The following is a 13,841-nucleotide window of genomic DNA, read 5'->3' on the forward strand; positions in this document are numbered from 1 at the left end:
CGTCAGCGCGACCCACAGCCAGGGCCCGCGGGCTCCTGTCAGGCCAGCATATAGAACGGCGAAGCAAGCGGCCGACATGACGACATAGATGAGCGTATGAACAGCCCGCACCATCGCCAGACGACCGGCGTCGGTCATGTCGGGTCGCCGCTCGCGCCCGCCGGGCTCAGCTTCCAGCGCACCTTGGTCTCGGCGTCGGTGCGGGCCGAGCCGCGCACGACGATCTGCAAGGAACGGCGGGTCAGGCCCTCGTCGATGTGGACGGCGGGTTCGATGGCCACGTCGGGGCCGTCGCTGCGGAACCACCAGCCGCGCCCGGACGGGCCGCGCAGCAGGATGGAGCGGCGGTCGCGGGCCAGCGAGGCCTGGACGCCCGGTTCCAGCTGGAAGCGCAGGGCGTAGGGGGCGGCGATGGCTCGGGTCGCTTCTGGGCGGCCTTCGGGCGGATGCAGCCGCTCTTCGGCGCGCAGTTCGTCCAGCCGCTGATCGATGTAGAGGCGGCGCTGATGCATCAGACCATAGAGCGGCATCCAGCCGTCGTGCTCGACCTCCAGCCAGACGGCGCCGTCGCCTTCCTGATGCTGGCGTGTGACGTGCAAGGCGGGGCCGACCAGGCGCGGACCCAGAAGCTCGCTCTTCCAGCCGGACAGCGGTTCGCCCAGCGGCTGTTCGCCCAGGGTCAGGGTCGAGGCGCCGGGCGTCAGGCGCAGGGCCTGGCGGTCCAGGGCGCGCGGCGTCCACCCGGCCGAGGTGAACAGGCGGTCGCGGCCGCAGACGACCTCCAGCGCGGCGAGCTGGCCGCAGGCGGCGGCCGACCAGGCGTTGCGGGCCGGGGCCTCGACATCGATCATGACGGTCAGCAGCGGGCTGGAGACGCGCAGCAGGCCGCCGACGGCGCCGCTGGGCGGGGCGGCGGGCGCATCGTCATGGGCGCGGGCGGCGGCGATGCGTTCCGGCGTCGAGGGGCCGCCGCCCTGGAACACGGCCAGGCGGCGGTCGGGCAGGGTCTGAACCCGCAGGGCCAGGGTCAGGCGTGAGATGGCCTCGGCCACCGGCTCGGGCGTCACCTCCGACAGCTGGGCCAAGGCGTCGTCCAGCGTCAGCAGGTCGAGCAGCAGCTCCAGCCCCATCTCCGGCGCGCGCGTGGCGTGGGCGCCGTCAGGGGCGACGGTGGCGGCCAGGGCGCCGGGCAGACGTTTCAGCGCCTTGTTGCGGATGGCGGCGCCGGCCTTGCCGCTCAGGGCGCAGCCCGCGACGGCGGCGGCGGTCAGGCGCTCGGCCCGGCCCATGATCCCGCCAGGCGGCCGCAGCAGCTGGCGCGCCTGATGGGCCAGGATGTCGGTCAGCTGCAGCCGCTCGACCTCGGTCGCCGCGCCCGCCAGCCGCCGTCCGGCGCAGGCCAGGTGATAGACGCGGCGGGCCAGGATGTCGGGATCCCAGGAGAAGGGCGACCACCGGCTGAACACCTCGCGCCAGGCCAGGGTCATGGCCAGGGCCTCGCGCGTCCCGCGATCGCCCTGGGCCATCATGGCGGGCATCCAGTTGAAGCTGTGCAGCTCGACCGCGAAGGCGCGGCTGGGGGTGGGGCTGTTCCACAGCGCCAGAGGGGTGTCGGCGTCGAGGCTGAGGCCCGCCAGCGTCAGCTTGCCCGACAGCAGGGGGCGCGGGGCTTCCTCGGGCAGGGGGCGGAAATCGCGCGGGCTGACGGCGAAGCCCTCGGCGGTCGGGCCGCCCAGCGTCAGGCCGTAGCCGGGCAGGCCGTACAGCTCGACCCACAGCTGGCGCGCGGCCAGCCCCTTGGCGACCGAGGCCCACAGGCGCGGGTCGGGCCGGGCGCCGGAAGCGGCGCGGACGGGGGTGCGCACGGGCGCGCCCTTCAGGCCGGGGATGTGCCCTTCGGCCAAAGGGACGTCGCTGTCGCGCGGAGCGAAGGGGCCGAGAGGGCTCACGCGGCGGCGGCCTTCAGGGCCTGGATGTTGGCGGCGTAGGCGTCCGGCCCGCCCTTGAAGACGAAGGAGCCGGCGACCAGGGCGTCGGCCCCGGCGGCGACGCAGGCCCCGGCGTTGGCGGCCACGACGCCGCCGTCGACCTGCAGGCGGGCCTTGGACCCGGCGCGGTCGAGGATGGCGCGGGCGCGCTCGATCTTCTTCAGCGAGGTCTCGATGAATTTCTGACCGCCGAAGCCGGGGTTCACCGACATGATCAGCACCAGGTCGACCAGATCGACAGCCTCTTCCAGCACGCTCAGCGGCGTGGCCGGGTTGAACACCAGGCCCGCCTTGGCGCCGAGCTGGCGGATCTGGCCGAGGGTGCGGTGAACGTGGGGGCCGCTTTCGGGGTGGACGCTCATGACGTCGGCGCCGGCGGCGCGGAAGGCCTCCAGCCAGTTGTCGACCGGGGCGACCATGAGGTGCACGTCGAACGGGAGGCTGGTGTGCGGGCGCAGGGCCTTCACCACATCCGGGCCGATGGTCAGATTGGGCACGAAGTGGCCATCCATGACGTCGACGTGGATCCAGTCGGCTCCGGCGGCCTCCAGGGCGCGGATCTCCTCGCCCAGCTTGGAGAAGTCGCTGGCCAGGATGGAGGGGCAGATCAGCGGGGCGGCGGTCGCGGGCGTCTGGGTCATGGTTCTGCGACTTAGGGCCCCTCGGCGCGGGGAGCAAGCCGGGCCGCTGACGCAGGCCGCATCCTGGCGACGACAAGCTGTTCATTGGCGCTTCGTGAACGGCGGGCGGTGGTCGTTGGCGAAGACGCGGCGGTCGTGGACGCAAGGCCGCTGGCGGGATTCGGCGTGGCGAGGAAGGAAGGCGATGACTTCTAGCCCCGCCCATAAGGACGCTCTCCATGATCCGCCTTTTCGTCATCGCCGCCGCCCTCGCCGCCGCCCCTCTGTCCGTCGCCGGTCCGGCCGTCGCCCAATCCGCCGACAGCCGCCTGACCTTCACCTTCGAGACGGGGGCCGAGACCGGCGCCGTCATGGTCGCCCTCTACGCCGATGAGGCGGCCTATGAGAGCGGCGCGCCCAGCCGCGCGGCGCGGGTCGATGTGGCGGCGGGCGAGCGCGCCGCCGTGTTCGAGAACCTGCCCGCGGGCGCCTACGGCATGAAGGCGTTCCACGACGTCAACGGCAACGGAAAGATGGATTTGAACCCGTTCGGCATGCCGACCGAACCCTTCGCCTTTTCCAACAACGCCGTCGGCAACATGGGGCCGGCGAGGTGGGACCGCGCCCGCTTCGACGTCTCGGGCGCCACGGCCCAGACCATCCGCATCCGCTAAGCCTTGTTGTCTGAAGAGACCGCCATGACCCCGACCCGCCGCACCCTGTTCATGGGCGCCGCCGCGCTCGCCGCCGCCCGCGTGCTGACGCCCGACATCGCTCGCGCGGCCCAGGCCCTGGCCGCCGCCTCCGACTGGTCCCTGGCCACCGCCGACGTGGAGGGCGACGTGGCTCCGCGCGCCCTGCGTCTGGTGCACGGCCGGGCGCCGCAGGGGCTGTCGGGCAGCCTCTATCGCAACGGTCCGGCCAAGTTCCGGCGGCCCGGCGGTTCATCCCAGCACTGGTTCGACGGCGACGGCCTGATCCGCCGCTGGCGGGTGCAGGACGGTCAGGCCAGCCTGGCCGCCCGCTTCGCCGACACCCGCAAGCGGCGCCAGGAAGCCGAGGTCGGGGCCATGCTGATGCCCGGCTTCGGCACGGTCGGCGATCCGCGCGCCCGCATCGGCTCGGCTGACGACGCCAGTCCGGCCAACACCTCGGTGCACAAGGTCGGCGGCAAGCTGTGGGCGCTGTGGGAGGCGGGCTCGCCCCTGGCCATGGACCCCGAGACGCTGGAGACCGAGGACTTCGTCACGCTGCGGCCCGATCTGAAGAACATGCCCTTCCTGGCCCATCCGCGCATCGAGCCGGACGGCCGCATCTGGAACCTGGGCGTGAGCGGCAAGCAGGCCATGGTCTGGCGTCTGGCGGCGGACGGCGCGCTGGAAGACGCCGAGGTGATCGCCCTTCCGCGCGCCAGCTACATCCACGACTTCAGCGCCACGGCCCGGCATCTGGTCATCGTGCTGCAGCCCTGGGTCCATGTCCGCAACGTCGCGCCGATGTCGGCGGGCTTCGACTGGACGCCCGAGGCGGGGACGCAGGTGCTGGTGGTCGACAAGGCCGACCTGACCCAGCGACGGATCTACGACCTGCCGCCCTTGGGCTTCTTCCACGTCGGCGACGCCTGGGACGAGGCGGACGGCACGATCCGCTTCGACCTGTGCGCGCACAAGGACATGGACTTCGCCGCGCGCGGCGCCCAGGAGGTGCTGAACGGCGTGCCGCTGGGCGGCGAACCCGCCGAGCTGGCCATGGTCGTGCTGTCGCCGAACGGGCGCGGGCGGCTGGAGCGGACCGGCGTCGTCGGCGAGTTTCCGCGCAGCGACCCGCGCCGCGCCGGGCTGGCGCGTCGCTTCAGCCTGCACACCACGGGCGAGCGCGCCGACAGGCCCCTGGCCTCAGCGGTGGCCGTCACCGACTGGTCGTCGGGCCGGACGCGCTCCTTCGACTTCGGCCCCGGCCATGTGACGGACGAGATGGTCTACGTCCCCAAGCCCGGCGCGACGCACGAGGCCGACGCCTGGCTGGTCGGTCCGACCATCAATCTGAAGGCCGGGGTCAGCGAACTGCATGTTCTGGATCTGATGCACGTCGAGGACGGCCCGGTCGCCACCTGGCGCGCCGACGTGGCCCTGCCGGCGGCGTTTCATGGGAACTGGGCGTGAAAGCCACACCGCGCCATCGCCTCGTTGCGGTCCGTCGGCGCGCGGTTGACCCCCGCCGCCGAACGGGCCAAGACCCCTTCGCCGCCCAGATGCTTGTCTTGGGGCGGCGTCTTTTTGGAAACCCTCAGATGAACCCCGAAGACCGAAGTCCGTCTTCAACTTCTTCGCCGGTCTGAGGACGCTCCCGCTTCCGCGCGAGGGTCGTCCTCGCGAAAGGAAGCAACCATGCTGAACGCCTATGACTGGCGCGCCGATCGGCTCGTGCGCCTGGACACGGCCGTGGATCACGGCCCAGCCTGCTGGATCGACCTCGTCTCCCCGACCGCCGATGAGGTGGCGGCGCTGGAGACCTTGACCGGCATCGACATCCCTAGCCGGGACGAGATGGACGATGTCGAGCCGTCGGCCCGCCTCTACGCCGAAGACGGCGGCGTCTTTATGATCGCCGCCGTGGCCACGGATCTGGAGACCCACGACCCGGTCAAGACGCCCGTGACCTTCATCCTCAAGGGCGGGCGGCTGGTGACGGTGCGCTACGGCCAGCCGCGCTCCTTCCAGGTCTTCATCGCTCGCGCCACCCACAAGCCGGGCGAGAAGCTGGCCGGCGGCGAGGCCATCATGATGGGGCTGATCGAGGCCGTCATCGACCGCTACGCCGACGCCCTGGAGGTCAAGGGGCTGGAGCTGGACGCCATCTCGCGGATGATCTTCCGCAAGCGCGACCCCAAGGCGGTGGAGAGCCACAATCTGCAGGCGGTGATCCAGGATATCGGCCGGGCGGGCGACTTCCTGGCCCTGATCCGCGAGAGCCTGTCCAGCCTGCAGCGGCTGCTGGCCTATCACGCGGCGCTGTCGGGCGCGCGCGCCGGGGGCAAGGCGGACCGCGAGGCGCGCCAGACCGTGCGCCTGCTGCAACGCGATGCGGCGGCGCTGAGCGAGCTCAGCGTCTCCATGTCGTCCAAGGTGAGCTTCCTGATGGACGCCACCTTGGGGCTGATCAATCTGGAGCAGAACCAGATCATCAAGATCTTCTCGGTCGCAGCCGTGGCCCTGCTGCCCCCGACGCTGATCGCCTCCATCTACGGCATGAATTTCGAGGTCATGCCCGAGCTGCAATGGCGCTACGGCTATCCGGCGGCGGTGGGGGCGATGATCCTGTCGGCCGCCCTCCCCTACTTCTTCTTCCGCAAGAAACGCTGGCTGTAGGGCCTCACCACCAGCCCGCGTCGCGCAGGGCCTTGGCGTAGCGGCGGCTGACGGGGACGACCAGCTTGCCGCCGGGGCCGCCGTCCAGCGTCAGGGCGGCGCGGCCGTCGCCGCGCGCGACCGAGGCCACGGCGCCCTTGGCCGCCCACCAGCTGCGGTGGGTCTGGGCGCCTTCCAGCCCCTCCAGTTCGCCCAGGGCGTCGGACAGCCGCATCAGGATCAGGTCCGAGCCTCTGTCGGTATGCAGGCGCAGATAGTGGTCCTCGGCCTGGACCGCGATCAGCCGCGCGCCGCGCAAGCGAGGCGGCAGGCGGTCGAGGAATCGGGCGGGCGCGGCGCCGGGCGCGGCGGCGTGGGTCTCGATCGGCTGCTTGCGGCCCAGGAAGATGTTCAGGATGCTGAGCACGGCGGTGATCAGGGCGACCGGCGGGAAGAAGTGACGCAGGTCGTCGGCGTGGCGCAGACGTCCTTCGAACATCAGGCCGGTCATGGCCCAGACCATGAGCGTCAACGGCCCGGTGATGACCAGGGTCAAGGCAGCGGCGCCCAGCCAGGGGCGCGCATCCACGTCGATGAATCGCTCGACCAGTAGGCTGCACAGGTGCCCCCACAGGCCGCCGACGACGAGCACGGGCACCCAATAGACCAGACGCTGCGCCAGCGGCGCGCCGTTGGAGCCGAAGGCCCCGCCGAGCGCCAGGAAGACGCCGGCTCCCACGGCCACCGCCAGGCCGCGCAGGAAGTCGCGCGCTTTGGACCCCGGCGAGAAATCCAGCCGAGGCGTCATGCGCGCGTCGGACCGCAGACGGCGCGGAACCCGGCGGCGGCGAAACGCACCATGTAGTCGCAGGCGCTGTCCAGATCGCCCGACTGGCACAGCCCACCGGACAGGCGGTCGAGGCGCCCCGTCTCGCCCAGGGTCAGGGTCAGGGCCCCCGACAGATTATGATAGGCCCAATAGAGGTCGGCCTCGTCCGCCTCGGGCATGATGCGCTTGACCAGCTCGAGCAGGCGACGGATCGCCGGGTCGAAATAGCGGGCCATGGTCTCGCCGCCGAAGGCCGGATTGGCGTTGGTCTGGGCCACCAGGGCGGCGTAGTGCTTCCACCCCGGCCCGCCCTTCAGCGACCACTGGAACGGCGGGCGCAGGAAGGCCTCGAACAACCCCTCCAGCGTCATGGCGTCGCCCGCCGCCTCGGCGTAGCGGTCGATGGCGGCGACGCGCTCGGCGTTCCACACCTCGGCGCGGCGATTGAAGACGGCGTCGAACAGCTCCTTCTTGGCCCCGAAATAATAGTGGACCAGGGCCGTATCCACGCCCGCCTCGCGCGCCACCTCGCGGATGGTGACGCCGTAGAAGCCGTGCTTGGAGAACAGATCCTCGGCCGCGTTCAGGATGGCGTCGCGCGTCTCGCCCGCCGCGGCCGCCTTTGTCTTCTTGGGGCGCCCGCGCCGTGCAGGCGTGGCGGGCAGCGGGGGAATCTGGGGCGGCGGCAGGTCGCTCTTCGTCATGGCCGGAAGCTAGTCGCGCTTTGGGGGTTAGTGCAACGGCGCCACAGGGCAGGCCTTTCCGTGACGGAAATCAGGCTTGGCCGTTTGACAGGCGGGCGAAAGATCGTCACCAATGCAAAAAATCATTGAACGCTGAATAAAAGCGTCGATCGGGCCGGAAACAAGATTGGGATGCACATGAACAGACTCGTGAAGACCGCCTTGCTGGCGGGCGCCGCTTTCGGCGTGATGACCACTGCGGCGCAAGCTCAGGAGGCGGCGCCTGTCGGCGAGCAGGTTTCGTCCGTCGACGACATCATCGTCAGCGCGCGCCGTCGCGACGAAGCGCTGAAGGACGTGCCGGTGGCGGTCTCCGCCTTCTCGGCCGAGCAGCTGGAGCAGAAGGGTTCGGCCGACATCACCGAACTGACCCGTTCGGCGCCCAGCCTGACGTTGCAGGCGGCCCGCGGCTCCAACTCCACCCTGATCTCCTTCATCCGCGGCGTGGGGCAGCAAGACCCGTTGTGGGGCTTCGAGCCGGGCGTCGGCCTCTATATGGACGATGTCTACATCGCCCGCCCGCAGGCGGCCGTTCTGGACATCTTCGACATTCAGCGCATCGAGATCCTGCGCGGTCCCCAAGGCACGCTCTACGGTCGCAACACCATCGGCGGCGCGATCAAATACGTCACCAAGCGCATCGACACCGATGAGCCTCAGGGCCAGGTCCGCGCCTCCTACGGCAGCTATAACCAGCGCGATCTGGTCGCTTCGGTCGAGCTGCCCTTCAACGACAAGTTCGCGGTCTCGGCGGCGGTCGCCCGCTATTTGCGCGACGGCTACGGCACGAACCTGAACACGGGCAATGAGCACTACAACAAGGATGTGACGGCGGCCCGATTCAGCGCCGAATGGACGCCGACGGACAGCCTGTTCTTCCGCCTGGCCGGCGACATCGTGAAGGACGATTCCAACGCCCGTCACGGCCACCGCGAACTGGCTCCGAGCCCGGCCGACGTCTACGACACCAACGCAGGCGCAGGCGATGCGAACCGGGTCGAGTCCAAAGGGCTGTCGCTGACCGGCGAGTGGAACGTCAATGAGTGGCTGACGCTGAAGTCGGTCACGGCTCAACGCGACGGCCTGACGCGCGGCAACATCGACTTCGACAACCTGCCGGCGCCGATCCTCGACATTCCGGCTCGTTATGACGACGATCAGTTCAGCCAGGAATTCCAGGCCGTCTTCAGCGGCGACCGCTGGTCGGGCGTGGCCGGCGTCTATTACCTGGACGCCACGGCGTCGGGCGCCTTCGACACCGTTCTGGGTCTGGCGAACCTGACCACCCTGACCTCCGGTTCGGTGGACACCAAGAGCTACGCCGTCTTCGGCGACTTCTCCTATGACGTGACGGACGCCCTGTCGGTGTCGGTCGGCGCCCGCTGGACCCACGACGAGAAGACCGGAATCGTCTTCCGTCGACAGTATCTGGGCATTCGCAGCCCCGGTTTCGGCAACGGCGCCGCCGTGCCGATCGCCGCGCCGCGCACCGACTACACGGCCACGAAAGAGTTCGAGAAGTTCACCCCGCGCGTCAGCGTCTCCTACAAGCTGACCCCGGATCTGACGACCTATGTGTCGTGGGGCGAGGGCTTCAAGTCGGGCGGGTTCGACATGCGCGGCGACGCTGTCCTGTATCCCGACACGGTCAAGGGCTATCGGCCCGAGACGGTCGAGACCTGGGAGATCGGCCTGAAGGGCTCGCTGTTCGACAACCGCTTGAACTTCGCCACGGCCATCTACGATTCCTCGTATGAGGATCAGCAGATCACGACCCAGTATCCGGCTGGCGCGACGGTGGCCTCGGTGGTCGACAACGTCGGTTCGTCCAGCATTCGCGGCTGGGAGTTCGAGGGCCGTCTGCGCGTCACCGACAACCTGACCCTGAACGGCATGCTCAGCTATACGGACGCCGAGTTCGATCAGTTCATGGCCTACATCCCGACGGGTCCGCTGAACTCCAGCTGTCCGACAAAGCCGGGGTGCTTCGTTGACGTCTCGGATCAGCGCGACTTCCAGAACACGCCGGAATGGACCGGCTCGATCGGCGCCACCTACACCCACTGGATGGAGAACGGCTCGAGCCTGGCCTTCATCCCGTCGGCCTCCTATCGCGGCGACTATCAACTGTTCGAGACGGCCAACCCGATCCTCGACCAGGAAGCCTTCTGGATGTTCGACGCCAGCCTGGTGTGGACCTCCTCGAACGATCGCCTGACAGTCGGCGTCCACGGTAAGAACCTGTCGGACGAGCAGTATCGCGTGGGCGGTTATGTCTTCCCCGGCGCCCTCTTCGGTGACTCCCTGATCGGCTACTATGGCGCCCCGCGCACCGTCACGGCCACGGTCGGGCTGAAGTTCTGATCCGGGTCATTTCTCCTGAACGCCTGATCATCTGATCGCGGGCGGCGGTTCGTGGGAGCCGCCGCCCTTCTTTTTTCGTGGCGCGCGGCGGCGGGGCCGCTACCGTCACCTCAAGAAACCAGTCGGGGAACGCCCATGAGCCAGATCGAGGCCGCCAAGGCCGATGCAGGGACGGTCGACGCGCGCGCCGCGTCGCCGGGCTATCGCTACTATGTGCTGGGGATCCTGATCCTCATCTACATGCTGAACTTCCTGGATCGGCAAATCATCGGCATCCTGGCCGCGCCGCTGAAAGCCGAGTTCAACCTCAGCGACAGCCAGTTCGGCCTGCTGGGGGGGCTGGCCTTCGCCCTGCTCTATTCGACCCTGGCCATCCCCATCGCCTGGCTGGCCGATCGGTTCAGCCGGGTGTGGATCATGACCGGCGCCCTGACCGTCTGGTCGGGCTTCACCGCCCTGTGCGGTCTGGCGGGCGGCTTCGGCTCGCTGTTCCTGTGCCGCATGGGCGTCGGCATCGGCGAGGCGGGCGGGGTGGCCCCGGCCTATTCCCTGATCGCCGACTATTTTCCCAAGTCCCAGCGCGCGCGGGCTCTGGCGGCCTATGCCTTCGGCATCCCGCTGGGCATGGCGGCGGGCACTCTAGTCGGCGGCCTGCTGGCGGCGACCTACGGCTGGCGCACGGCCTTCATCGTGGTGGGCGTCCTGGGGGTGCTGGTCGCGCCGGTGCTGCGCCTGACCGTCAAGGATCCCAAGCGCGGCGGACTGGATGTGGAGCCCGCCGCACCCGCGGCGGCGCCGGTTGAAGCGCCGAAAGCCCCGCCCTTCATGGAGGCGGTGCGCACCCTGGCGCCCAAGCCCAGCTTCTGGCTGCTGTCGTTCGGCGCGGCTGCGTCTTCGGTGTGCGGCTATGGCGTGGCCGCCTGGCTGCCCAGCTTCTTCATGCGCAGCTTCGGCCTGACCCTGTCCCAGACAGCCTGGTATTATTCAGCCATCGTCCTGGTCGGCGGGGTGGCGGGCATCTGGCTGGGCGGTTCGATGGCCGACCGCTTGGGCAAGACGTCCAAGGCCGCCTATCCGCTGACGCCGGCGATCGCCTTCCTGATCTCGGTGCCCTGCTTCATCCTGGCGATGAACTCGGGCGCAGTGGTGGGCGCCGTCATGCCGGGCTCCGATCCCAACGGCGCCGCGGCCCTGACCATGGCCTTCCTGATCTTCCTGATCCCCACGGGGCTGAACCTGACCTGGCTGGGACCGATCACGGCGGCTGTGCAGCACCTGGCCACGCCCGCCATGCGGACCACGGCTTCGGCCTTGTTCCTGCTGATCAACAACCTGCTGGGGATCGCCGTCGGCATCTACTACTTCGGCTGGATGAGCGACCTGCTGCGCCCGACCTTCGGGGAAGAGAGCCTGCGTTGGGCCATCTATACCGGCATGGGCTTCTACCTGTTGTCCTCGGCCCTGCTGTTCGGCGCCTCGCGCACGCTCAAGAAGGACTGGGTCGACTAATCGTCCCGAAGACGGACCGGGCGGCGGCCTGAGGCCGGCCCGCCGCCCGGCATAAGAAAATCCTCATGAGGCCATAAGACGACAGGCGGTTGCGCAGGCGAAGGCGCGACGCCTATAAGCGCGGCCAAAGTTTCCACAAACCTCCCTAACGGCGCGGATCAGACATGAACATTCACGAGTATCAGGCCAAGCAGGTCCTCAAGGGCTACGGCGCCCCGGTCGCGGCCGGCGTGGCCATCACCTCGGCCGACCAGGCCGAAGCCGCCGCCAAGCAGCTGCCTGGCCCGCTCTATGTCGTGAAGTCGCAGATCCACGCCGGCGGCCGCGGCAAGGGCAAGTTCAAGGAGTTGCCCGCCGACGCCAAGGGCGGCGTGCGTCTGGCCTTCTCGATCGAGGAAGCCGTCGCCCACGCCAAGGAAATGCTGGGCAACACCCTGGTCACCGCCCAGACGGGCGAGGCCGGCAAGCAGGTCAACCGCCTGTACATCGAAGACGGCGCCGACATCGCCCGTGAGCTGTACTGCTCGCTGCTGGTCGATCGTTCGGTCGGTCAGACGGCCTTCGTCGTCTCGACCGAAGGCGGCATGGACATCGAGGAAGTGGCCCACGCCACGCCCGAGAAGATCCACACCATCGCCATCAACCCGGAAGCCGGCGTCACCGCCGAGAACGTCGCCGCCATCAACGCGGCGCTGGAGCTGACGGGCGACGCCGCTGAAGACGGCAAGTCGCTGTTCCCGATCCTGTACAAGGCCTTCGTCGAGAAGGACATGGACATGCTCGAGATCAACCCGCTGATCGTCATGGAGAACGGCCATCTGCGCGTTCTGGACGCCAAGGTCAGCTTCGACGGCAACGCCCTGTACCGCCACGAAGACATCCGCGCCCTGCGCGATGAGACCGAAGAAGACGCCAAGGAAATCGAGGCCTCGAAGTGGGATCTCGCCTATGTGGCGCTGGACGGCAACATCGGCTGCATGGTCAACGGCGCCGGCCTGGCCATGGCGACGATGGACATCATCAAGCTGTACGGCAAAGAGCCCGCCAACTTCTGCGACGTCGGCGGCGGCGCCGGCAAGGACAAGGTCGCCGCGGCCTTCAAGATCATCACCGCCGACCCGAAGGTCGAGGGCATCCTGGTCAACATCTTCGGCGGCATCATGAAGTGCGACGTCATCGCCGAGGGCGTCGTGGCCGCGGTGAAGGAAGTGGGCCTGAAGGTGCCGCTGGTCGTGCGTCTGGAAGGCACGAACGCCGAGCTGGGCAAGAAGATCCTGAACGAGTCGGGCCTGACCATCCAGGCCGCCGACGACCTGGACGACGCCGCCCAGAAGATCGTCGCGGCGGTCGCGTAAGCGCCGCTACCGCCCAGCAGACACACAGAATTCAGAGCACAGACACATGTCCATCCTCGTCAACAAAGACACCAAGATCCTGGTCCAGGGCCTGACCGGCAAGACCGGCGGCTTCCACACCGAACAGGCGCTGGCCTATTACAACACCAAGATGGTCGGCGGCGTGCACCCGACCAAGGGCGGCCAGACCTGGACCGGCTCGCATGGCGAAACCCTGCCCATCTTCGCCTCGGTCGCCGAAGGCAAGGAGCGCACCGGCGCCGACGCCACCGTCATCTACGTCCCGCCGGCAGGCGCGGCCGACGCGATCATCGAGGCTATCGACGCCGAGATCCCCTTCATCACCTGCATCACCGAAGGCATTCCGGTGCAGGACATGGTGCGCGTCAAGGCGCGTCTGGACCGTTCGAACTCGCGTCTGCTGGGCCCGAACTGCCCCGGCGTCCTGACCCCGGAAGAGTGCAAGATCGGCATCATGCCGGGCAACATCTTCAAGAAGGGCAATGTCGGCATCGTCTCGCGTTCGGGCACCCTGACCTATGAAGCCGTGTTCCAGACCACGAACGAGGGCCTGGGCCAGACCACGGCCGTCGGCATCGGCGGCGACCCGGTCAAGGGCACCGAGTTCATCGACGTGCTGGAGATGTTCCTGGCCGACGACGCCACCGAGTCCATCATCATGATCGGCGAAATCGGCGGCGCGGCCGAAGAAGACGCCGCCCAGTTCCTGATCGACGAAGCCAAGAAGGGCCGCAAGAAGCCGATGGCCGGCTTCATCGCGGGCCGTACGGCTCCGAAGGGCCGCACCATGGGCCACGCCGGCGCCGTCGTCTCGGGCGGCAAGGGCGATGCGGAATCCAAGATCGCCGCCATGGAGGCTGCGGGCATCCGCGTCTCGCCGTCGCCGGCGCGTCTGGGCGCGACGCTGGTGGAAGTGCTGAAGGGCTAAGCCCTTCAGCGCACGCTGCGCGTGCGGGCGCTATCGCTCGCCGCGCGGCGGCTCGCTGCTTCAGCGCCTTTTTGAGAGGCGCGGCGCTATGCTCGCGACGCGGTCGCTCGCTGCTTGAGCGCCGGATTCACTTGAGG

General features: G+C 69.0%; 11 protein-coding genes. 7 read left to right on the forward strand and 4 right to left on the reverse strand.

Annotated features, from left to right (window positions below; translation table 11 throughout):
- Nucleotides 1-134: 134 nt before the first annotated feature.
- Both B3D50_RS13345 and rpe read right to left on the reverse strand, forming a co-directional pair.
- Entirely contained in the window at nucleotides 135-1,949 is a 1,815-nt protein-coding gene (locus B3D50_RS13345; protein ID WP_286951895.1) for a heparinase II/III family protein, read from the reverse strand.
- Nucleotides 1,946-2,629 carry a ribulose-phosphate 3-epimerase gene (gene rpe / locus B3D50_RS13350; RefSeq protein ID WP_286951896.1) on the reverse strand — a complete coding sequence of 228 codons (684 nt, stop codon included), beginning with the start codon at nucleotides 2,627-2,629 and terminating at the stop codon, nucleotides 1,946-1,948. Before rpe ends, B3D50_RS13345 begins: the two co-directional genes overlap by 4 nt.
- 218 nt (nucleotides 2,630-2,847) lie before the next feature.
- Between rpe and B3D50_RS13355 the strand changes: the two genes are divergently transcribed.
- The 3 genes from B3D50_RS13355 to B3D50_RS13365 all read left to right on the forward strand — a co-directional run bounded on the left by B3D50_RS13355 (nucleotide 2,848) and on the right by B3D50_RS13365 (nucleotide 5,976).
- Nucleotides 2,848-3,282, forward strand: a complete 435-nt coding sequence (locus tag B3D50_RS13355) for a DUF2141 domain-containing protein (protein WP_286951898.1) — start codon at nucleotides 2,848-2,850, stop codon at nucleotides 3,280-3,282.
- Nucleotides 3,283-3,306: 24 nt separating this feature from the next.
- Entirely contained in the window at nucleotides 3,307-4,770 is a 1,464-nt protein-coding gene (locus tag B3D50_RS13360) for a carotenoid oxygenase family protein (RefSeq protein WP_286951900.1), read from the forward strand.
- 225 nt (nucleotides 4,771-4,995) lie between these two features.
- Nucleotides 4,996-5,976, forward strand: a complete 981-nt coding sequence (locus B3D50_RS13365) for a magnesium transporter CorA family protein (protein ID WP_052747993.1) — start codon at nucleotides 4,996-4,998, stop codon at nucleotides 5,974-5,976.
- 4 nt (nucleotides 5,977-5,980) lie between these two features.
- Here B3D50_RS13365 and B3D50_RS13370 read toward each other — a convergent pair whose 3' ends face one another.
- Both B3D50_RS13370 and B3D50_RS13375 read right to left on the reverse strand, forming a co-directional pair.
- Entirely contained in the window at nucleotides 5,981-6,763 is a 783-nt protein-coding gene (locus B3D50_RS13370; protein ID WP_286951902.1) for a LytTR family DNA-binding domain-containing protein, read from the reverse strand.
- Nucleotides 6,760-7,488 (reverse strand): TetR/AcrR family transcriptional regulator, encoded by a 729-nt coding sequence (locus B3D50_RS13375; RefSeq protein ID WP_286951904.1) that lies wholly within the window; start codon nucleotides 7,486-7,488, stop codon nucleotides 6,760-6,762. The genes B3D50_RS13370 and B3D50_RS13375 overlap by 4 nt, the downstream gene beginning before the upstream one ends.
- Before the next feature lie 177 nt (nucleotides 7,489-7,665).
- Here B3D50_RS13375 and B3D50_RS13380 point away from each other — a divergent pair, with 177 nt between their 5' ends.
- The 4 genes from B3D50_RS13380 to sucD all read left to right on the forward strand — a co-directional run bounded on the left by B3D50_RS13380 (nucleotide 7,666) and on the right by sucD (nucleotide 13,704).
- Entirely contained in the window at nucleotides 7,666-9,891 is a 2,226-nt protein-coding gene (locus tag B3D50_RS13380; RefSeq protein WP_286951907.1) for a TonB-dependent receptor, read from the forward strand.
- Between the two features lie 135 nt (nucleotides 9,892-10,026).
- A complete protein-coding gene (locus B3D50_RS13385; protein WP_286951909.1) occupies nucleotides 10,027-11,400 on the forward strand; it encodes a spinster family MFS transporter in 1,374 nt (457 codons plus the stop codon).
- A 164-nt stretch (nucleotides 11,401-11,564) separates the two neighbouring features.
- Nucleotides 11,565-12,755 carry an ADP-forming succinate--CoA ligase subunit beta gene (sucC, locus tag B3D50_RS13390; RefSeq protein ID WP_003166455.1) on the forward strand — a complete coding sequence of 397 codons (1,191 nt, stop codon included), beginning with the start codon at nucleotides 11,565-11,567 and terminating at the stop codon, nucleotides 12,753-12,755.
- Nucleotides 12,756-12,801: 46 nt separating this feature from the next.
- Entirely contained in the window at nucleotides 12,802-13,704 is a 903-nt protein-coding gene (gene sucD / locus B3D50_RS13395) for a succinate--CoA ligase subunit alpha (RefSeq protein WP_003166454.1), read from the forward strand.
- Nucleotides 13,705-13,841 lie beyond the last annotated feature (137 nt).

The organism is Brevundimonas sp. UBA7507, from assembly GCF_002478355.1.
GTDB classification, from domain to species: domain Bacteria; phylum Pseudomonadota; class Alphaproteobacteria; order Caulobacterales; family Caulobacteraceae; genus Brevundimonas; species Brevundimonas diminuta_D.